The sequence below is a fragment of the Burkholderia anthina genome (assembly GCF_001547525.1).
Taxonomy (GTDB): Bacteria; Pseudomonadota; Gammaproteobacteria; order Burkholderiales; family Burkholderiaceae; genus Burkholderia; species Burkholderia semiarida.
This window is the reverse complement of the sequence record NZ_LNJP01000003.1, coordinates 1-18,392: the sequence shown is the minus strand read 5'-3', so window position 1 is coordinate 18,392 and position 18,392 is coordinate 1. Positions and strand designations below refer to the sequence as shown.

18 protein-coding genes and 1 pseudogene are annotated in these 18,392 nt (G+C 67.3%); 11 read left to right on the top strand and 8 right to left on the bottom strand.

Features of this window, described 5'->3' with window-relative positions; translation table 11 throughout:
* Positions 1-87: 87 nt before the first annotated feature.
* Together WS64_RS20480 and WS64_RS20475 are read right to left on the bottom strand one after the other, a co-directional pair.
* Entirely contained in the window at positions 88-390 is a 303-nt protein-coding gene (locus WS64_RS20480; protein ID WP_060967525.1) for a DUF4148 domain-containing protein, read from the bottom strand.
* Between the two features lie 215 nt (positions 391-605).
* Positions 606-1,748, bottom strand: a complete 1,143-nt coding sequence (locus WS64_RS20475) for a porin (RefSeq protein ID WP_060967524.1) — start codon at positions 1,746-1,748, stop codon at positions 606-608.
* A gap of 337 nt (positions 1,749-2,085) precedes the next feature.
* On the opposite strand from WS64_RS20475, the gene codA reads away from it, so the two are divergent.
* The 5 genes and pseudogenes from codA to WS64_RS34440 all read left to right on the top strand — a co-directional run.
* Positions 2,086-3,327 carry a cytosine deaminase gene (gene codA, locus WS64_RS20470; protein ID WP_060967523.1) on the top strand — a complete coding sequence of 414 codons (1,242 nt, stop codon included), beginning with the start codon at positions 2,086-2,088 and terminating at the stop codon, positions 3,325-3,327.
* Between the two features lie 166 nt (positions 3,328-3,493).
* A complete protein-coding gene (locus WS64_RS20465) occupies positions 3,494-4,828 on the top strand; it encodes a chloride channel protein (RefSeq protein WP_060967522.1) in 1,335 nt (444 codons plus the stop codon).
* Positions 4,829-5,080: 252 nt separating this feature from the next.
* Positions 5,081-5,395 carry a helix-turn-helix domain-containing protein gene (locus WS64_RS33190; RefSeq protein WP_081059134.1) on the top strand — a complete coding sequence of 105 codons (315 nt, stop codon included), beginning with the start codon at positions 5,081-5,083 and terminating at the stop codon, positions 5,393-5,395.
* A complete protein-coding gene (locus WS64_RS20455) occupies positions 5,392-6,651 on the top strand; it encodes a type II toxin-antitoxin system HipA family toxin (protein WP_060967520.1) in 1,260 nt (419 codons plus the stop codon). Before WS64_RS33190 ends, WS64_RS20455 begins: the two co-directional genes overlap by 4 nt.
* A pseudogene (locus tag WS64_RS34440) lies at positions 6,652-6,741 on the top strand (TIGR00366 family protein); the annotation flags it as partial.
* Between the two features lie 65 nt (positions 6,742-6,806).
* On the opposite strand, the gene WS64_RS20450 reads toward WS64_RS34440, so the two are convergent.
* The 4 genes from WS64_RS20450 to WS64_RS20435 form a co-directional block, all read right to left on the bottom strand.
* Complete coding sequence (locus WS64_RS20450) at positions 6,807-8,135, bottom strand: MFS transporter (protein WP_060967519.1); 1,329 nt, start codon at positions 8,133-8,135, stop codon at positions 6,807-6,809.
* A gap of 191 nt (positions 8,136-8,326) precedes the next feature.
* Positions 8,327-9,259: a 3,5-dioxohexanoate:acetyl-CoA acetone transferase gene (locus WS64_RS20445; RefSeq protein WP_060967518.1), complete on the bottom strand. Its 933-nt coding sequence runs from the start codon at positions 9,257-9,259 to the stop codon at positions 8,327-8,329.
* A 35-nt stretch (positions 9,260-9,294) separates the two neighbouring features.
* Positions 9,295-10,101 (bottom strand): SDR family oxidoreductase, encoded by an 807-nt coding sequence (locus WS64_RS20440; RefSeq protein ID WP_060967517.1) that lies wholly within the window; start codon positions 10,099-10,101, stop codon positions 9,295-9,297.
* 73 nt (positions 10,102-10,174) lie between these two features.
* On the bottom strand, positions 10,175-10,885 hold the full coding sequence (locus WS64_RS20435) for a GntR family transcriptional regulator (RefSeq protein ID WP_059574448.1): 711 nt from the start codon (positions 10,883-10,885) through the stop codon (positions 10,175-10,177).
* 384 nt (positions 10,886-11,269) lie between these two features.
* Here WS64_RS20435 and WS64_RS20430 point away from each other — a divergent pair, with 384 nt between their 5' ends.
* A complete protein-coding gene (locus WS64_RS20430; protein ID WP_059639441.1) occupies positions 11,270-11,722 on the top strand; it encodes a type VI secretion system amidase immunity protein Tai4 in 453 nt (150 codons plus the stop codon).
* 54 nt (positions 11,723-11,776) lie between these two features.
* On the opposite strand, the gene WS64_RS20425 is transcribed toward WS64_RS20430, so the two are convergent.
* Positions 11,777-12,568: an IclR family transcriptional regulator gene (locus WS64_RS20425; protein ID WP_060967516.1), complete on the bottom strand. Its 792-nt coding sequence runs from the start codon at positions 12,566-12,568 to the stop codon at positions 11,777-11,779.
* A 160-nt stretch (positions 12,569-12,728) separates the two neighbouring features.
* Here WS64_RS20425 and WS64_RS20420 point away from each other — a divergent pair, with 160 nt between their 5' ends.
* The 5 genes from WS64_RS20420 (at position 12,729) to WS64_RS20400 (ending at position 17,139) form a co-directional block, all read left to right on the top strand.
* Entirely contained in the window at positions 12,729-13,505 is a 777-nt protein-coding gene (locus WS64_RS20420; protein ID WP_059574445.1) for an ABC transporter substrate-binding protein, read from the top strand.
* A gap of 88 nt (positions 13,506-13,593) precedes the next feature.
* The gene (locus WS64_RS20415; RefSeq protein WP_059574444.1) at positions 13,594-14,250 is read left to right on the top strand and encodes an amino acid ABC transporter permease; all 657 of its coding nucleotides are present in this window, start codon (positions 13,594-13,596) and stop codon (positions 14,248-14,250) included.
* On the top strand, positions 14,247-15,002 hold the full coding sequence (locus WS64_RS20410) for an amino acid ABC transporter ATP-binding protein (RefSeq protein WP_059639442.1): 756 nt from the start codon (positions 14,247-14,249) through the stop codon (positions 15,000-15,002). The genes WS64_RS20415 and WS64_RS20410 overlap by 4 nt, the downstream gene beginning before the upstream one ends.
* Entirely contained in the window at positions 14,999-16,309 is a 1,311-nt protein-coding gene (locus tag WS64_RS20405; protein ID WP_060967515.1) for an NAD(P)/FAD-dependent oxidoreductase, read from the top strand. The genes WS64_RS20410 and WS64_RS20405 overlap by 4 nt, the downstream gene beginning before the upstream one ends.
* A gap of 89 nt (positions 16,310-16,398) precedes the next feature.
* Positions 16,399-17,139, top strand: a complete 741-nt coding sequence (locus WS64_RS20400; protein ID WP_060967514.1) for a class I SAM-dependent methyltransferase — start codon at positions 16,399-16,401, stop codon at positions 17,137-17,139.
* A gap of 24 nt (positions 17,140-17,163) precedes the next feature.
* Here WS64_RS20400 and WS64_RS20395 read toward each other — a convergent pair.
* Positions 17,164-18,392: cytochrome-c peroxidase (locus WS64_RS20395; protein ID WP_060967513.1), on the bottom strand; the 1,229-nt coding region annotated here is incomplete at its 5' end.

Sequence of the window (18,392 nt, the reverse complement as noted above, 5' to 3'; positions counted from 1 at the left end):
CGCGCATCGGCGCGCGGCGGCATGCTTCATGCAAACACCGGATACGCGCCGCTCGCAATGGATGCCCGATGCGCGCGACGCGCGCCGTCACAGCGCGGGCCTGGCCGCCGCGCCCGATTCGGTTGCCGGCTCGCCGGCCGGGCCGTAAGCGGCCTGCGCCGCTTTCCTCGCGGCGACACGCTTCGCCTGCAGTCGTTCCTGTGCGGCCAGGATGTCGTCCGGATAGTTGCCGACTTCACCGCGCGCCGGGTTGTAGCCGACCGATTCGAGATCGATCAGTTCCTGCAGCACCTGCGCGCGCGTGACGGGCGAGTTCGTCTGCTGGGCGAACGACAGGGCCGGTGCGGCAAGCAGGACGGCAGCGGCGGCGGTTACGACGAGCGATTTCACGAGGTTCTCCTGAATACGGGGTGGGTGGCCGCAGCGGCGCGTGACGCGCGGCTGCGACCTTCGACGTCAGTCTACGTAGCGCTGCCACGCGCAAACACCCCGATTCCAGGAGGGCTGCCTTCCATAAAGAACAACATTGACGGCGTGGCCCGCGGCGATCGCGCCCGTGAGCGAACATGGGCGCAGCGCAGGCGGGCGACGTGACGCGATGCCGGTCAGAACCGCGTGCGCATGCCGATCGTGCCGACCACCTGGTTCGCCGTGCTCGATGCGCCGCCCGACGTGTTGATGAACGCGTGGTATCCGCGGCCGGACGCATGCTGGAACATCGCTTCCGCGTACAGGTCGGTGCGGCGCGACAGCTTGTACACGGCCTGCAGGTTGGCCTGATGCCACTTCGGATCGGTGCCGTGCTTGCTGTCGGGATTCGACACGCTGGCGTCCGTGTACACATAGGCGGCGCCGACGCTGACGGCCGGCGTGACCGCATAGCGCACGTTCACGTCGTAGTTGTTGAACGCGATCTGGCCGCTGGAGCCGAACGCGCCCGTGTTGTCGTACTGCGAGCGCGTGTAGACGAAGCCGACCGTCGCCGGGCCGAACACGTAGCCGCCGCCGCCGCCGTAGGTGCGCATGCGGTCCGAGCCGATCGACCAGCCACCCTGGTTCAGGCTCTTCGCCTCGGCCGAATCGAGCGCGCCCGGGCTCGCGCTCGTCGAGCCCTTCGTGCCGTTCATCTGCAGGTACGCGCCGGCCAGCTTGAGCGGGCCGTTCGTGTAGCTCGCGGCCACGCTGTACGCGCGGTTGGCGCTGAAATTCGCCGAGTTGGAGAACGCGTACAGCGCACCGACCTTGAAGCCCGCGATCGTGTCGCTCGTGTACTTGACCGCGTTGTTGATGCGCAGCGAGTGGTTCAGGTTGTCGTTGTCGAACGGATGCGCGAAGCCCGTATCGCCGAAATCGCCGGCCGTCGCGGACAGCGGCGCGACGAAGTCGACCATCGTGTCGTACTGGCGGCCGAGCGTCAGCGTGCCGTAGCCGGTCTGGCCGAGGCCGACATACGCGTGACGGCCGAACAGCTTGCCATCCTGGCCGAGCCCGCCGTTGTTCGCGTTGAAGCCGTTTTCGAGCACGAACAGCGCCTTCAGGCCGCCGCCGAGATCCTCGGTGCCGCGCAGGCCGAAGCGGCTGCCGTTGATCGTGCCAGTCGTCATGCGCCATTGCGACGCGCCGTTTGCGTTGTTGGTATAGGCGATGCCGGCGTCGATCAGGCCGTACAGCGTGACCGAGCCTTGCGCGTGGGCGAGCGGCGCGAACAGGGCGGCGGCGCCCGCGCCGGCGATCAGGGTTTTTTTCATCGTGAAGCTCCTGCGTGTGGGACTGGAAACGAAAGTTCGGCGCAAGTATAGGAATGCGCGGCGTGCGCAAGGGCGTGGCGGCCGCGAGCGCACCGTTCCAGATCCGGCAAGAGTCGTTCACAAAACCGACACGACGTGTGGCGTGCGCCGGGCAGGCGGTTCTTGCGTGACGACCGGCGAGCGGCTTCCGTCCGGCGCGGCCCGGCTGTCGTGCCGATGCAACATGCACGGCACGTACGCGCGTCGCCGCTTTTCCTCCATACTGGTCGTCCGGACCGCACGGACGCCGACGCAGATCGCGCGGCCGTGTTCATGCATACGACAAGAGGCCTCCCCCATGAACCTGTTCAACGTACGCCTGCGTGGCCGCGACGGCCTGTTCACGATCGGCATCGACGCCGGCACGATCGCGCGCATCGACGCGCAAGCCGCACCGATCGCGTCGACGAATCCCGACCATATCGATGGCGGCGGCCGTCTCGCGATTGCGCCGCTCGTCGAGCCGCATATCCACCTCGATGCCGTGCTGACGGCCGGCGAGCCCGCGTGGAACATGAGCGGCACGCTGTTCGAGGGCATCGAGCGCTGGGCCGAGCGCAAGGCGACGATCACGCACGACGACACGAAGGCGCGCGCGCATGCGGCGATCGGCATGCTGCGCGACCACGGGATCCAGCACGTGCGCACGCACGTCGACGTGACCGATCCGACGCTCGCCGCGCTGAAGGCGATGCTCGAAGTGAAGGACGAGGCGCGCGCGGTGATCGACCTGCAGATCGTCGCGTTCCCGCAGGAAGGCATCGAATCGTTCGACGGCGGCCGCGCGCTGATGGAGCAGGCGATCGAGCTCGGCGCGGACGTCGTCGGCGGCATTCCGCATTTCGAGAACACGCGGGAGCAGGGCGTCAGCTCGATCCGCTTCCTGATGGATCTCGCGGAACGCACGGGCTGCCTCGTCGACGTGCACTGCGACGAGACCGACGATCCGCAATCGCGCTTTCTCGAAGTGCTCGCGGAGGAAGCGCGCGTGCGCGGCATGGGCGCGCGCGTCACCGCGAGCCACACGACCGCGATGGGTTCGTACGACAACGCGTACTGCTCGAAGCTGTTCCGGCTGCTGAAGCGGGCCGGGTTGAACTTCATCTCGTGCCCGACCGAGAGCATCCATCTGCAGGGGCGCTTCGACACGTTTCCGAAGCGGCGCGGCGTCACGCGCGTCGCGGAACTCGATCGCGCCGGGATCAACGTGTGCTTCGGGCAGGATTCGATCAAGGATCCGTGGTATCCGCTCGGCAACGGCAACATCCTGCGCGTGCTCGATGCGGGCCTTCATATCTGCCACATGATGGGCTATCAGGACTTGCAGCGCTGCCTCGACTTCGTGACCGACCACAGCGCGACGGCGATGCATCTCGGCGACCGGTACGGCATCGAGGTCGGGCGTCCGGCGAATCTCGTCGTGCTCGATGCGGACAGCGACTACGAAGCCGTGCGCCGGCAGGCGAAGGCCACGCTGTCGATGCGCGACGGCAAGGTCATCATGCGTCGCGAGCCGGAGCGCATCACGTATCCGGATTGACGAAGCAGGACGGGCCGCCACGGCCCGTCATGCTTCGAATAGTCGGAAAATGCATGAGTTGATCAAAAAAATACGTTTGTCTCATGATGGGCGCACGCCTACGATGCGGTTCTGACGATGGTGCGCGTATTGCGCGCCGTCCTTTCGATCCTCGTTCGCCGACCCCATGCGCCTCGACCTTCCATCCGCTCCCGCTTCTTCTTCGCCGCCCGCCAGCCCGTTGGCGCGCGTGACCGTCGTCACGGTCCTGACCGGCATCGGCGCGGGGCTCGGCGGCATGCTGCTCGCGCTGCTGCTGCATGCGATCCAGCACGTCGCGTACGGCTACAGCATCGCGCACGTGATCGGGTCCGAGAGCTTCCTCGCTGGCGTGACCGCGGCTGATCCGCTGCGCCGGCTCGCGGTGCTGGTCGGCTGCGGGATCGTCGCCGGCGGCGGCTGGTGGGCGCTTTACCGGTACGGCCGGCCGCTCGTCAGCATCCGGCGCGCGGTGCGCGCGGCCGATCCGCGCATGCCGTTCGTCAGCACGACGGTTCACGCGCTGCTGCAGATCGTCACCGTCGCGCTCGGCTCGCCGCTCGGCCGCGAAGTCGCGCCGCGCGAGATCGGTTCGCTGCTCGCCGGGCGGTTTGCCCATGCGGCGGGACTCACGCCCGACGATTGCCGGCTGATGGTCGCGTGCGGCGCCGGCGCGGGGCTCGCGGCCGTCTACAACGTGCCGCTCGGCGGCGCGATCTTCGTGCTCGAGGTGCTGCTCGGTACGTTCGAGCTGCGTGCGCTGATCGTGGCGGTCGTGACGTCCGCGATCGCGGCGATCGTCGCGTGGATCGGCCTCGGCAACGAGCACCAGTACACGGTGCCGGCGTTCGTGCTGAGCACGCCGCTCGTCGCATGGTCGATCGTCTGCGGGCCGCTGTTCGGCTTCGCCGCATACGGTTTCGTGCGGCTCACGACCGCGGCGCGCGCGAACGCGCCGAAGGACTGGCGGCTGCCGGCGTTCGCGCTGCTCAACTTCGCGGTGATCGGCTTGCTCGCGATCGGGTTTCCGCAACTGCTCGGCAACGGCAAGGGCCCGGCGTCGCTGGGCTTCGACGGCACGCTGACGACCGGTCTTGCTGCGGCGTTGCTGGTGCTGAAGGTGCTGATCGAAGCCGGCAGCCTGCGGGCCGGCGCGGAAGGCGGGCTGCTGACGCCGGGTCTCGCGAACGGCGCGCTGCTCGGCGTCGTGCTCGGCGGGCTGTGGAGCGCCGTATGGCCGGGCGCATCGCTCGGCGGATGCGCGCTGATCGGCGCGACCGCGTTTCTCGCCGCGTCGATGCAGATGCCGATCACGGCCGTCGTGCTGATGCTCGAATTCACGCGCGCGAATCACGACTGCCTCGTGCCGATGTTGCTCGCCGTGGCCGGTTCGCTCGTGGCGTACCGGTTCGCGCAGCGGGTGGCGGAGGGGCGTGCGCGGGCGATCGCAGCTGTCAGCACGCTGGAGGCGGTTGCCCGCTAGCCGGGCTCACGGCCGGCCACATCCAAGGTACTGGCGAGCGCGACGAACCGCACCACGACTTGGCGTGTTCGGCGGGCGTCGCGTGGATACTGGAAGGGCATGGGGCGCGCGCGTAATTCCCTTTTGAAGTGGATTAGAACCGAACATCTCGCGGTAAGACCCAACAATCGGGGATTATATTTCTTGAGCGTATCTCGCTCATAACTCTATAATATTGTGAGTTATCAGAGATAAAGCATTCTAAGATCCACTATGTTGGAATTAAGTTTCCGCAAGCCCGACGAAATCGTCACCCTCCTTTGTGCGCGGCTTCGCACGGAGCGGCTCGCGTTGCAACTGACGCAGAGCGACGTAGCCGCGCGTGCCGGCGTCGGAGCCAATACCGTGTCCAATCTCGAAGCTGGCCGCAATGTGAGCCTCGAGACGGTAATCCGTGTAGCGATGGTTCTGGGACGAAGCAAGGAACTCGAGGGACTTTTCCTGCCGAAGCTCGATAGCCTGGAAGACGTTCACCGGTATGAAAAAAGTGCCAAACGCCGGCGCGTCAAGAGGGGTAACCAGAAATGATCGAGCGGATCGATGTCTACTACGACGGCTGGGGGGAACACTGGCTGTGGGGATCGATGGTTTCCACGACCGCGATCACGGGGCGCCCGTTGGTCGTATTCGAATATAGCGACGACGCGCGCAAGAGGGGGCTGGAACTGTCGTCTTATGCGCTCCCATTGCATGGGGCGAGGCTGCGCAAGGACTTTCCGGCCCACCAGCTTGGATTGCCCGGACCGGTCTATGACGCGTTGCCCGATGGATGGGGCATGTTGCTGATGGACCGCTTGTTCAAACGCCGCGGTCTCAACGCCGCACGTATCGGGTCGCTGGAGCGATTGGCTTACATTGGCAACCATGCAATGGGCGCCCTGTCGTTCGAGCCTGTCGCGCCCGAGATCCTGGCGCCGCGGCAGGATATCCCCCTCGCTCGGCTTGCGGCCGAGGTACAGGAAGTTCTCGATGGCGAGGGTGGCGAATTCCTTCATCAATTGCTGCAGGTCGGTGGCTCTCCGCAAGGCGCCAGGCCAAAGGCCCTGGTCTATCGTGATCCGCGGTCCGGCGTATTTACCACGGCCGCGGTGGCGGGCTTTGAAGCGTGGTTGGTCAAGTTCCCGGCTCGGCAAGAGCATCCCGAGGTGTGTGCGATCGAAATGGTCTACGCCGAGTGCTTGCGCATGTGCGGCATCGAGACCCCGGACACGCTGCATTTCAATTTGCCTGACGGGATGGCGGCATTTGCGTCCCGGCGTTTCGATCGACTGGACGGTCTGCGCGTGCCCATGCAAAGCGTTGCCGCGTTCACCGGCGCCGATTACAAAACGCCGGGTGCGCTGGATTACGTGAATTTCTTGCGCGCCACTCACATGTGCACCAACGACGTACGCGAGAAGGCGCGGGCGTTTGAACGGGCTGTCTTCAATGTCGCATTCAACAATCGCGACGATCATCCGAAGAACTTCGCGTACGTCATGTCGCGATCCGGCGAGTGGAAGCTCGCGCCGGCCTACGACGTGACATTCTGCGAGGGGCCGGGCGGTTACCACCAAATGGACGTCATGGGCGAGGCGCTGCGGATCGACCGAGCCGCATTGCTCGGACTGGCAAAGGAAGCGGAGCTTCCCGCAGCCGCTGCCGGCGACATGATCGACGGAATGTGCGGCGTGGCCAGCAAGTTTTCGACCATTGCGAAGTGCCGCTACGAGGGGATCATCACCGAAGACACCCTCATGGACATCCAGCGCCGAATCGACGAGAACGTTGCGCTGCTGCACTAGGGGCTCGGCATGCGCGACATCATGGGGTATTGCGTGACGACGATGCTGTTCTCGGGCGTCGTGTTCGTCGGGGCGATGTATCTGTTCTGACGACGTGAGGCGAGAGGCGGGCGGGGCTGAGCCCACCTCCCGCCAGCTTGATTCCAGCCTGCCTGTCAGCCGCGCGACCGCGCGTCGGCGCGCTCGTGCCCATGACGCAACGCGAGGCTCGCGACCGCCGCGACGACGAGCGCGGCTGCCAGCAGCGTCAGCCCGTTCTTCGCGTTGCCGGTCGCCTGTTCGATCGCGCCGACGACGGTCGGCCCGACGAAGCCGCCGAGCAACCCGCACGTATTCACAAGCCCGAGCCCGCCGGCCAGTGCGCTGCCCGCGAGGCGCGACGCCGGAAACGTGAACACGATCGACTGCACGACGAAGAACATCGACGCGGCCACGCACACGCAGAGCAGCCCCGCCACCGGAGACGCATGCGCGGCGCCGACCATCCCGGCCGCCATCACGACGAGCCCCGCGCACAGCATCCGCCGCGAATGACGCGATTCGCGTGCGAAGCGCGGCAGCGTCCCGGCCCCGAGCGCGGCGGCGAGCCAGGGCAACGACGTCAGCAACCCGACCGCCACCGGCGAAAGACGTCCCGACGCGCCGATGATGCCCGGCAGGAAGAAGATCACCGTGTAGATGGTCAACTGGTGGCAGAAGTACACGAAGATCGCGAGCCAGATCTGCGGATCACGCAGCGCGGCGCCGAATGCATGGCTGCCGTGCGCGGCGACGCCCGCGTCCTGTTCGGCCGCGAGCTTCCGCTCGAGCGCGCGGCCGGTTTCCGGCGCGAGCCACGGCGCGGCGCTCGGACGGTCGGGCAACCGTGCCCACACGACGAATGCGAGCAGGATCGCCGGAATGCCTTCGACGACGAACAGCCATTGCCAGCCGTGGAAGCCGAACGTGCCGTCGAGCTCGATCAGCGCACCGGCGAGCGGCCCGCCGACGATGTTGGCGATGCACACGCCGAGCAGGAAGTAACCGGTCGCGCGCGCACGCTCCTCGCGGCCGAACCAGTACGTCAGATACAGCATCACGCCCGGAAACAGGCCGGCTTCGGCCACACCGAGCAGCAGGCGCATCACGTAGAACGACGTCTCGCCGCGGACGAACGCCATCGCGACCGACAGCGCGCCCCACGTGATCATGATCCGCGTGATCCAGAAGCGCGCGCCGACGCGATGCATGATCAGGTTGCTCGGGATCTCGAAAAGCGCGTAGGTCAGGAAGAACAGCCCCGCGCCGAGCCCGTACGCGGCCGACGAAATGCCGAGATCGACCCCCATCGAATGTTTGGCGAACGCGATGTTGGTGCGGTCGAGAAAGCTGATCACGTACGCGGCGATCAGCAGCGGCATGAGTTTGCGGAACAGCAGCCGGTTCAGCGACGCGTGCGCGTCGCCGGCGGCGGAAGGCAAGGCCTGGGCGTGATGAGTGGACATGCGGACGACTCCGGTAAGGGCGAACCGGCGCGCACGGCAAGCACGGCGCGCCGCGTTCGGCAAATGCCGCTGCGGTCGCAGCGGATGGGCAGACGACGGAGCCGCGCCGGCGGCGCTCGAATGGAGCGGGGCGATCAAGGGCGCCTTGTCACTGCGCTTGCGGATGCTGCTGTTGGGGGATGGCCCGGCGCTCAGAAATTCACCGCGTCGCCGCCCTTGAGCGCGAGCATCGCGCGCGCCTCGGCCGGCGTCGCGATCTCGAGCGACAGGCCTTCGAGCACCTGGCGCATTTTCAGGACCTGGGCGGCGCTCGATTCCGCGAGCTTGCCGGGCGCGATCCACAGCGAATCCTCGAGCCCGACGCGTACGTTCGCGCCCTGCGCGGCGCCGATCGTCGCGAGCGGAATCTGGTTGCGCCCGGCGCCGAGGATCGACCACACGTAATCGGCGCCGAACAGGCGGTCGGCCGTGCGGCGCATGTGCATCAAATCCTCCGGATGCGCGCCGATCCCGCCGAGCAGCCCGAACACGCTTTGCACGAAGAACGGCGGCTTCGCGAGCCCGCGATCGACGAAATGAGCGAGGTTGTACAGGTGCGAGATGTCGTAGCACTCGAATTCGAACCGCGTGCCGTTCGCGCCGCAGCGCGTGAGGATCGTCTCGATGTCCGCGAACGTGTTCTTGAACACGAGATCGCGGCTTTTCTCGAGATGCTCGCGCTCCCACGGATGCTTCAGCTCGCGAAAGCGCTCGAGCATCGGGTACAGCCCGAAGTTCATCGAGCCCATGTTCAGCGACGCGATCTCGGGCTGGAAGTGCAGTGCGGGTTGCAATCGTTCGTCGACCGTCATGTGCGGGCTGCCGCCCGACGTGAGGTTGATCACCGCGTCGGTCTGCGCCTTGATGCGCGGCAGGAATTCGGCGAACACGGCTGGATCCTGCGTCGGCTTGCCGTCGGACGGGTTGCGTGCGTGCAGGTGCAGGATCGCCGCGCCGGCCTGCGCGGCCGCGACCGCGGCCGTTTCGATTTCGTGCGGCGTCACGGGCAGGTACGGCGACATCGACGGCGTATGGATCGCGCCGGTCGGCGCACAGGTGATGATGACTTTGCGAGCGTTTGCCACGGATGGATTCCTTTCGATGAACGATGCAGGAGGGCTCAGAGCACTTCGACGTTGCCGCAGACGGAGATCGCCTGGCCCGTGATCCCGTGCCCGCCCGGCGAGCACAGGAACAGCGCGGTCGCGGCGATTTCGGCCGGATCGGTCATGCGCCGCAGCGAGATCTTCTCGAGATAGCGCTTTTCCATTTCGTCGTAGCCGATGCCGAGCTGCTGCGCGCGCGCCTCGATCACGCGGCGCATTCGCGGGCCGCGCACGATGCCGGGCTGGATCGCGTTCACGCGGATGCCGAGCGGCCCGAGCTCGATCGCGAGGCTCTTCACGAGGCCGACCACCGCCCATTTGGTGGCCGCGTACGGCGTGCGGAACGCATAGCCGAGCCGGCCGGCGACCGACGACAGCGCGATGATCGCGCCGCCGTGTTTCGACTCGCGCAGCAGCGGCACCGCGCGGCGGGCGAACTGGAATTGCGCGTTCAGGTTGATCGCGACGGTCTGCTCCCACTGCACGGGGTCGATTTCGTCGATGCCGCCGGTCGGGCCGGCGATGCCCGCGTTGTTGACCAGCACGTCGAGGCCGCCAAGCGTGGTCGACACGTCGGCGAACACGCGCTCGACGGCGGCCGGGTCGGATACGTCGGCGAGCGTCGCACCGATCGCACGGGCCGCGGCGCGCGGCGGCCGGTCGGCGAGCGCCGCGATCGCGGCTTGCGACGCGTCGCACACGTGCACGCGCGCGCCGCATTCGGCGAACGCGTCGGCGATTTCGAGGCCGATGCCCGACGCGCCGCCCGTCACGAGGACGCGCAGGCCGTCATAGGGTTTCAGTAGTTCGGAAGCTGTCATGCCGGGTCGTCTCCATCGTTGGTGTAGTGGGATGGCGGCCGCTCGTGCGGCGGGCGGCCGTGGCAAGCGGTCGCTACGGTTTCGCGTTCACGGTCCGCGGTGTCTGTTCGGCCCGCAGCGTCTCGGCGAGATCGTGCGCGGCGCCGCCGATGTCGAGCGCGATGCCGGCCCGCACGCCCGCGCCGTCGCGCCGTTCGAGCGCATCGACGATCGCGCGGTGCGCATCCATCGAGCGCCGCATGTGCGGGATGTCGAGCGCGACCATGTTGAGGAACGGGCCGACGCGCATCCACAGGTTCTCGACGATCGCGAGCGTGTTTTCGCTCGCGCCGTGCGCGTAGATCGCGCTGTGGAACGCGAAATTACTTTGCAGGTAGGCGCGCGAGCGGCCGGCCTCGGCGTGTGCCTGCATCGTTTCGCAGGTCTTGCGCACGGCCGCGATCTGCGCATCGGTCATTCGGGCGCACGCGCGCTCGGCGATGCAGCCTTCGAGCGCGATGCGCACGTCGCGCAGTTCGTCGAGCATGTCGAGCGTCATCGGCGGGACGACGAGCGCCCGATTCGGGCCGTCGACCAGCGCGCGTTCGGCGCGCAGCCGCGTGAGCGCGGCACGCACGGGCATCGTCGACGAGCCGACCGCCTCGGCGACACTGCGCAGGCTCAGCGCCTGGCCAGGCGCGAAGCGGCCGCTCATCAGCGCTTCGCGCAGTTGCTGGTAGACCTTGTCTCCCATCGTTTCCTGTTCGATGGCTTTCAGGGCGGGCGGGACGATACGAGGCGGCAAGGCGGGGTTCTCCTGGGTTTGATCTGCGATCTGTGATCACACTGGCGATGGGTGAAGTCTTGACGATCGGGGGAGCCGAGTCAAGTCGAACGGGATCGGGGAAAACGAGGAGGCGGGTGGGCGAACAGGCTCGCAGACCGATGCGTATCCAGTCGCTCTTTCTTGTCGAGACCCTTCCATTCAGGGCCGCGACAGTCGGCAATACTTTTCCACGTCAAGGTTCGATCCGGTTCTCGCGGCACGGGTCCCGCGTTGCGCAACATCGATCGGGATGGCATGGAGCCGAGCCACGCTATTCAACGGGCGCACATGTTACGACCATTGCTACTTCAACGAGCCGGGCGCGCGGTATCGTACCGATCGCGCAAACTTTTGGAGCTTGTCATGAGGGAAGTCCGGATCGCTGTCGCATTCGCGTGCATCGCGTTTCAACCGGCGATGGTCGTGGCGAAGGACGCCGCACAGCCGTCGCCCGAAGCCGGCTCACGGACTTACCTCCAGAACTTCAAGGACATGGTGCTCGCGGAGTGCCTGGCTACCGCTTACAAGCACGAGCCCGGCGCGAGCACGGACATCGGCAGCAGCGCCAGCGCGTTGCGCGACTGGACCTACTACGACATGGAACGTGCGCCGGACGTGATTCACGCGCTGGTCGCGAACTATCTGGCGCGCGACTATCGGAATCCGATTGTCGAATCCGAAGTCCGGGATGTGAAGTTCGACTTCCTGAAGTGCCTCGATCTGTATCACGGCAAGGAACTGGACGCTGCGGCGAAGAAGGTCGTATTGCGCCCGAACGGTACCTACCGGGCCGAGCATTCCCCAAAGCCGCGGTAGCGATCAAACGCCGCTGCGCAATGCAGCCGCGCGCCGCGCGTCATTTCCCCGGCGCTATTCAAGCGTGCGGATCGAATTGCTGATGCCGCGCGCGCAGTCGATCACCGCCGGCGCGAGCTTGCGGCGCGCGTCGTCGAACGTCCAGCGGCTCGTCGGCGCGACCACGTGCACGGCCGCGACCGGCTGTCCCTGACTGCCGAGCACCGGCGCCGCGATCGACATGTCGCCGATGAACAGTTCTTCCTGGTTGGTCGCGTAGCCTTCGCGCCGCGCGCCATCGAGCAATGCGACGAGCTCGTCGAGCGCCGTGACCGTGCGCGGCGTATGCGGCGTGCGCACCATGCCGTCGAGCCGCGCGCGTGCGTCGTCCGGCGGCAACGCGCTCAGGAACGCACGGCCGGAGCCCGTGCAATACATCGGGATACGGCTGCCGATCGGCATGTGGATCGGTACGAACTTGGTGGACACGAAACGCGCGACGTACACCATTTCATCCTCGTCCGGCTCGGTGAGGTTGGTGGTTTCGCCGGTCAGGTTCGTGAGCTCGGACAGGAACGGATTCGCGACGTCGATCAACGTGTCGGCCGCGAGATAGTTGAAGCCGATCCGCATCACGTGCGGCGTGAGCTGGTAGCGGCGCGTGACCGGATGCTTGCGGATGTAGCCGAGCTTCTCGAGCGTGTAGACCATTCGCTGCGCGGAGCTTTTCGTCATCCCGGCCGCGTCGGCCACTTCCGCCAGCGTCATCGTGCGCCGTTTCGCGCTGAACGCGCGCAGCACGTTCAGCCCTTTCTCGAGCGACTGGTTGAACAGCAGATCGTTTGATTGGTCGGGCAAGATATCCATGGCGAGGGGCGCGATCGATTCGATATCGCATCATATCGTATCGAATATCGATACGCAAAAATCTGTTTGCGATATTTTTGATTCGTTCTAAGATCGGGTCATCGTCGCAGTGTCGATCAGCGACCGGCCGGCGCATCGGATTATTCGAGAAGGAGTCACCATGGTTCCGTTCATCAAGCGGTTCGGCGCACTGGCCGCCGGTTTCGCCACCTGTATCGCACTCTCCACGGCTTCGGCGAGCGCCGTTGCCGCCGAGCCCACGCTGAAGGTCGGCGCGACGGCCACCGGCGTGCCGTTCACGTTTCTCGACGTGAAGAGCAATTCGATCCAGGGGATGATGGTCGATGCGATCACCGCGGCCGGGAAGTCGGCCGGGTTTCGCGTCGACGTGCAGCAGACCGTGTTCTCCGCGCTGATCCCGTCGCTCACCACGCAGAAGATCGACATCATCTCGGCCGCGATGCTGAAGACGCCGGCACGCCAGCAGGTCGTCGATTTCTCCGACACCGTCTACTCGTTCGGCGAAGGCCTGATCGTGAAGGCCGATGACCCGGGCCGCTACACGTCGATGGACGATTTCAAGGGGCAGGCGGTCGGCGCGCAGGTCGGCACGGCCTTCGTCGACGCGCTCAACAAGAAGGGCATCTTCAAGGAAGTCCGGACCTACGATTCGATCGCCGACATCATGCGCGACGTCGCGCTCGGGCGCATCAAGGCCGGCTTCGCGGACCAGCCGATCGTCGCGTACCAGATCGAGCACGGCGTCAATCGCCAGGTGCGGCTCGTGCCCGAATACCAGAGCGTCGTGAAGGGGCAGGTGTGCTTCATCGTGCGCAAGGGCGACACCGCCATGCTCGAACAGCTCAACGGCGCGATCCGCAAGATGAAGAGCGACGGCACGCTGCAGCAGATCCTGCAGAAGTGGCACATGAGCTGAGCGTCCGCGCCCGAGTTCCGACCGGTATCGCCCGCGCGTCGCGGGCATCCACGGCGGCGCGCCGTCCGGGCGTCGCATAGGAGACCTCATGTTTTTCCAGAACGCGATCGATTTCCTGCCGATCCTGCTGAAGGGCGCGGTGGTCACGATCGAGATCACCGCATGCGCGTTCGTGCTCAGCTCGGTGCTCGGGCTGATCCTCGCATTGCTGAAGGTGTCGCGCAATCGGGCCGTATCGACGGCCGGCAGCACGATCATCAACGTGATCCGCGGGCTGCCGATCATCGTGCAACTGTTCTACATGTACTTCGTGCTGCCCGATCTCGGCGTGCAACTGTCGGCGTTCCAGGCCGGCGTGCTCGGCCTCGGCATCGCGTATTCGGCGTATCAGGCCGAGAATTTCCGCGCCGGCATCGAGGCGATCGATCGCGGCCAGATCGAGGCCGCGCACGCGATCGGCATGCGCGGCCCGATGATCATGCGGCGCGTGGTGCTGCCGCAGGCGTTCCGCATCGCGCTGCCGCCGTACGGCAACACGCTGGTGATGCTGCTGAAGGATTCGTCGGTCGCGTCGACGATCACGGTCGCCGAGATCACGCGCGCCGGCCAGCTGATCGCGTCGTCGACGTTCCAGAACATGAGCGTCTACACGCTCGTCGCGCTGCTGTATCTCGCGCTCGGCCTGCCGCTGATGTTCGGCGTGAACCGGCTCGGCAAGCGGCTCGCACTGAGGAGAGGCGCATGATCCGGATCGATTCGATACACAAGCGGTTTCAGCAGCACGCGGTGCTGAAGGGCGTGAGCCTCGACGTGCGGCAGGGTGAGGTCGTGTGCCTGATCGGGCCGTCGGGTTCCGGCAAGTCGACCGTGCTGCGCTGTATCAACGGCTTCGAGACCTACGACGAAGGGTCGATCACGATCGACGGCGTGAAGGTCGACGCGCATTCGAAGCGGATCCACGAATTGCGAATGCGGGTCGGCATGGTGTTCCAGCGCTTCAACCTGTTCGCACACCGCACGGCGCTCGAGAACGTGATGGAAGGGCCCGTGCACGTGCGGCGCATGCCGGCCGCGCAGGCGCGTGAGCAGGCCCGCGCACTGCTCGACAAGGTCGGGCTCGCGCACCGGATGGATGCATATCCGTCGGAGCTGTCGGGCGGGCAGCAGCAGCGCGTCGCGATCGCGCGCGCGCTCGCGATGGAACCGCAGGCGATCCTGTTCGACGAGCCGACGTCGGCGCTCGACCCCGAGCTCGTCGGCGAAGTGCTCGGCGTGATGCGCGGGCTCGCCCGCGACGGAATGACGATGGTGGTCGTCACGCATGAAATGGCGTTCGCCCGCGAGGTAGCCGATCGCGTGTGCTTCCTGCACGACGGCACCATCTGCGAGAGCGGGCCGGCGCGCGACGTGCTGACGCAACCGACCCATCCCCGCACGCAGGAATTCCTGCGTCGCCTGCTGGCGTCGGACGGCGCCGACCACCCGGATCGAACATGAGCGCAACGAACGCGGCACCCGGATGGCCCGGCTCGCGGTGGCCGGATTCGCTGTGGGCGGCGACCGCCGCGCCTGCGCCCGATACGCCCGCGCTCGACGCGTCCGCGTCGTGCGACGTGGCGATCGTCGGCGCCGGCTTCACCGGCCTGTCGACCGCACTTCATCTGGCCGAACGCGGCGTGAACGTCCGCGTGATCGACGGCGCGCAGCCGGGGTGGGGCGCGTCGGGCCGCAACGGCGGGCAGGTGATTCCCGGGCTGAAATACGACCCCGACGAACTGGTGCGCCGGTTCGGCGACGCGGCCGGCGAGCAGCTTGCCGGCATCGTCGGCGGCGCGGCCGACACGGTGTTCGACCTGATCGCGCGGCACGCGATCGACTGCGATGCGCGTCGCGAAGGCTGGATCCAGCCGGCGCCGACCGCCGCGATGCTCGATACGGTCGCGCGCCGCGCGCAGCAATGGGCCGCGCGCGGCGCGCCGGTCGACGTGCTCGGCCGCGACGACATCGCGCGGCGGCTCGGCACGCCAGCGTATGCGGGCGGCTGGATCGATCGCCGCGCGGGCAGCGTGCAGCCGCTCAGCTATACGCGCGGCCTCGTGCGCGCGGCGCAGGCGAGCGGAGCCGTCGTGCACGGGGCGACCCGCGCCGTCGGGCTGACGCGGGCCGACGGCCGCTGGCGGATCGCGACGTCCGGCGGCGCGACGCTGTCGGCCGAGCGCGTCGTGATCGCGACCAACGGCTACACGGACGGGCTGTGGCCAGGCTTGCGTCAGTCGGTGATCGCCGCGAACAGTTTCATCGTCGCGACGGAACCGCTCGCGCCGGCGCTTGGCCGCGACATCCTCGCCGGCGGCGAGGTCGCATCGGATGCGCGGCGCCTGCTGCTGTACTTCCGCCGCGACGCGGCCGGGCGCCTGCTGATGGGCGGCCGCGGCCCGTTCGCCGACCCGCGCGCGCCGAGCGACTGGCGCCATCTCGAACGCGCGACGACGCTGCTGTATCCGCAACTGAAGGGTGTCCGGTTCGAATACCGCTGGGCGGGGCGCGTCGCGATCACCGCGGATTTCCTGCCGCACGTGCACGAGCCGGCGCCGGGCGTGACGATCGCGCTCGGCTACAACGGCCGCGGCATCGCGATGGCGACGACGCTCGGCAAGCACCTGGCCGCGCATCTGTCGGACGATGCGCAACTGCCGCTGCCGTTGCGCGTCACGCCGATCCGGCCGATTCCGTTGCACGGGCTGCAGCGCTTCTACATCGCGGCCGGGGTCGCCTGGTATCGGTTGCTCGACAGCCTGTCGTGACGCAGGCGCGACAAGGTCGCCGTCCAGGTCGCCATCCGTCGTCCGATCGGGCAGAATCGGCCTGCCCAGTTTCCACCGACGGATGCCGGATGACCGAACCGAATGACCCGAACCAATCGCCTGGCCGCCGCGCTTACGCGAGCTTCGCGCAACGCTATGCGGACATCGCGCCAACCAAGGCGCACAACGCGCTCTACGAGCGTCCGGCCACCCTGGCGCTGCTCGGCGACGTCGACGGCCTGACGGTGCTCGATGCCGGCTGCGGGCCCGGCATCTGCAGCGCGCACCTCGCCCAGGGCGGCGCGACCGTGCATGCGTTCGACGTGACGCCGGAGATGGTCGCGCTCGCGCGAACGCGCTGCGCGGGGCTGGCGGTCGACGTCACGGAAGGCGATCTGGAGGCGCCGCTCGCGTGGCTGCCCGACGCGTCGGTCGACAAGGTGCTGTGCTCGCTCGCGCTCGACTACGTGCGCGACCTCGCACCGACGCTGCGGGAATTCCGGCGCGTCGCGCGCCCCGGCGCAACGCTCGTGTTCTCGATGGCGCATCCGATGCGCGACTGGTTGGACGAACGCACGCGTGGAGACGGTACGTACTTCGATACCTCGCGCTTCGGTTTTCACTGGTCGGGGTTCGGCGAGCCGCGGCCGTACGTCGAGGCATGGCGGCGGCCGCTCGCCGACATCCTGAACGCGGTCGCCGACGGCGGCTGGCGGCTCGACCGCTTCGTCGAACCGAAGCCGCTGCCGGAGATGAAAGCCGTGTCGGAACGGCTTCATGCGGAGCTGTCGCTCGCGCCGGCGTTTGTCTGCATTCGCGCGCGCTGCTGACGCGGCGCTGCGCTCGGCCGGCGTTCAGCGCTGCGGCGGCGGGTCCGTCAGCGTGCCGAGAAACGCTTCGATGTCCTTGATGTCCTGCGCCGTCATCGCGGGCTTGTCGCCGGGCTTGCGATCGAACGGCGCGTCGGTCACGTCGACGTTCGCGCGATATTTCGGCGGGATGTCGTCGTATTCGTCGATCTTGCCGTCCGGCCCGCGCGGATAGAACTTCTGCGGCGAGAGGCTGCGCTCGTTGTAGAACGCCATCACCTGGTCGAGCGTATGGAATACGCCGTTGTGGAAGAACACGTGGCGCGTCGCCGCGTTGCGCAGCGTCGGCGTCAGGAACATCCCGCAGTACTGCGTCTGGTCCTTCAGGTCGTCGCGGAACGGCCCGCACACGCCGAGATCGTGGAACGCCGGGTTGCGGTTCTGCGCGAGCGCGCGGTTGCGCGGTGCGCCGAGCGCCTCGTACTGGTAGTCGGTAAACATCGGCGGCAAGCCGTCCTTGCCGGGCTTCGACAGATGGCAGCCCGCGCAATTGGCCTTGTCCGGATCGTTGAACAGGCGCAGGCCGCGCAACTCGGCCTGCGTGAGGCGCGCGCGGCCTTCGAGCCAGCGGTCGTACTTGCTGTCGTACGGATGGAACGACGGATCCTCGACCTGGTAGCGCGCGATCGCGAACATCGCTTCCGATACCGCGAGCTGCGGCGTGGAGAACACGCGCGCGCCGAACAGTTGCTCGAACTGCGCGCGATGCGACGACTGCGCGAGCTTGCGCGCGACGTCGTCGATGCTCGCGTTCGCCATCTCGACCGGATTCAGCAGCGGCCCGAACGCCTGTTGCTGCAGCGTATCGGCGCGGCCGTCCCAGAACATCCCGCCCTGCGGCACGAGCTGCGGCGCCGCCGACGTGCCGGCCACCTTCTGCGCCTTGACGACGCCGGCCGCCGCCGCGGCCTGCTGCGCGACGCTCGGCGCGGCGTCGTTCTCGCCGGCATCGGGGCCGATGCTGAAATTCGGCTGACGGTACAGGTACATCAGCGACGGCGGCGGACGATAGCCCTGCTGCGTCATCGCGAGGCCGCCCGGCTGCACGTCGAGCGCGTTCGGCGGGCCGTACGCGTGATCGGGGTTGTGACACGACGCGCAAGACTGCTTGCCCGACGCCGACAGCGACGGATCGTGGAACAGCGCGCGCCCGAGCTGCGCGACCGCCGACAACGGCTGCGCGGCAGGCCGCTGGAGCGCCGGATGCGGGGCGC

What these genes read in the sequence shown, in the direction of transcription:
- WS64_RS20475 (WP_060967524.1), bottom strand. Translation starts at nt 1,748, where the DNA reads ATGAAAAAAACCCTGATCGCCGGCGCGGGCGCCGCCGCCCTGTTCGCG.
- codA (WP_060967523.1), top strand. Translation starts at nt 2,086, where the DNA reads ATGAACCTGTTCAACGTACGCCTGCGTGGCCGCGACGGCCTGTTCACG.
- WS64_RS20465 (WP_060967522.1), top strand. Translation starts at nt 3,494, where the DNA reads ATGCGCCTCGACCTTCCATCCGCTCCCGCTTCTTCTTCGCCGCCCGCC.
- WS64_RS33190 (WP_081059134.1), top strand. Translation starts at nt 5,081, where the DNA reads ATGTTGGAATTAAGTTTCCGCAAGCCCGACGAAATCGTCACCCTCCTT.
- WS64_RS20455 (WP_060967520.1), top strand. Translation starts at nt 5,392, where the DNA reads ATGATCGAGCGGATCGATGTCTACTACGACGGCTGGGGGGAACACTGG.
- WS64_RS20450 (WP_060967519.1), bottom strand. Translation starts at nt 8,135, where the DNA reads ATGTCCACTCATCACGCCCAGGCCTTGCCTTCCGCCGCCGGCGACGCG.
- WS64_RS20440 (WP_060967517.1), bottom strand. Translation starts at nt 10,101, where the DNA reads ATGACAGCTTCCGAACTACTGAAACCCTATGACGGCCTGCGCGTCCTC.
- WS64_RS20430 (WP_059639441.1), top strand. Translation starts at nt 11,270, where the DNA reads ATGAGGGAAGTCCGGATCGCTGTCGCATTCGCGTGCATCGCGTTTCAA.
- WS64_RS20425 (WP_060967516.1), bottom strand. Translation starts at nt 12,568, where the DNA reads ATGGATATCTTGCCCGACCAATCAAACGATCTGCTGTTCAACCAGTCG.
- WS64_RS20420 (WP_059574445.1), top strand. Translation starts at nt 12,729, where the DNA reads ATGGTTCCGTTCATCAAGCGGTTCGGCGCACTGGCCGCCGGTTTCGCC.
- WS64_RS20415 (WP_059574444.1), top strand. Translation starts at nt 13,594, where the DNA reads ATGTTTTTCCAGAACGCGATCGATTTCCTGCCGATCCTGCTGAAGGGC.
- WS64_RS20410 (WP_059639442.1), top strand. Translation starts at nt 14,247, where the DNA reads ATGATCCGGATCGATTCGATACACAAGCGGTTTCAGCAGCACGCGGTG.
- WS64_RS20405 (WP_060967515.1), top strand. Translation starts at nt 14,999, where the DNA reads ATGAGCGCAACGAACGCGGCACCCGGATGGCCCGGCTCGCGGTGGCCG.
- WS64_RS20400 (WP_060967514.1), top strand. Translation starts at nt 16,399, where the DNA reads ATGACCGAACCGAATGACCCGAACCAATCGCCTGGCCGCCGCGCTTAC.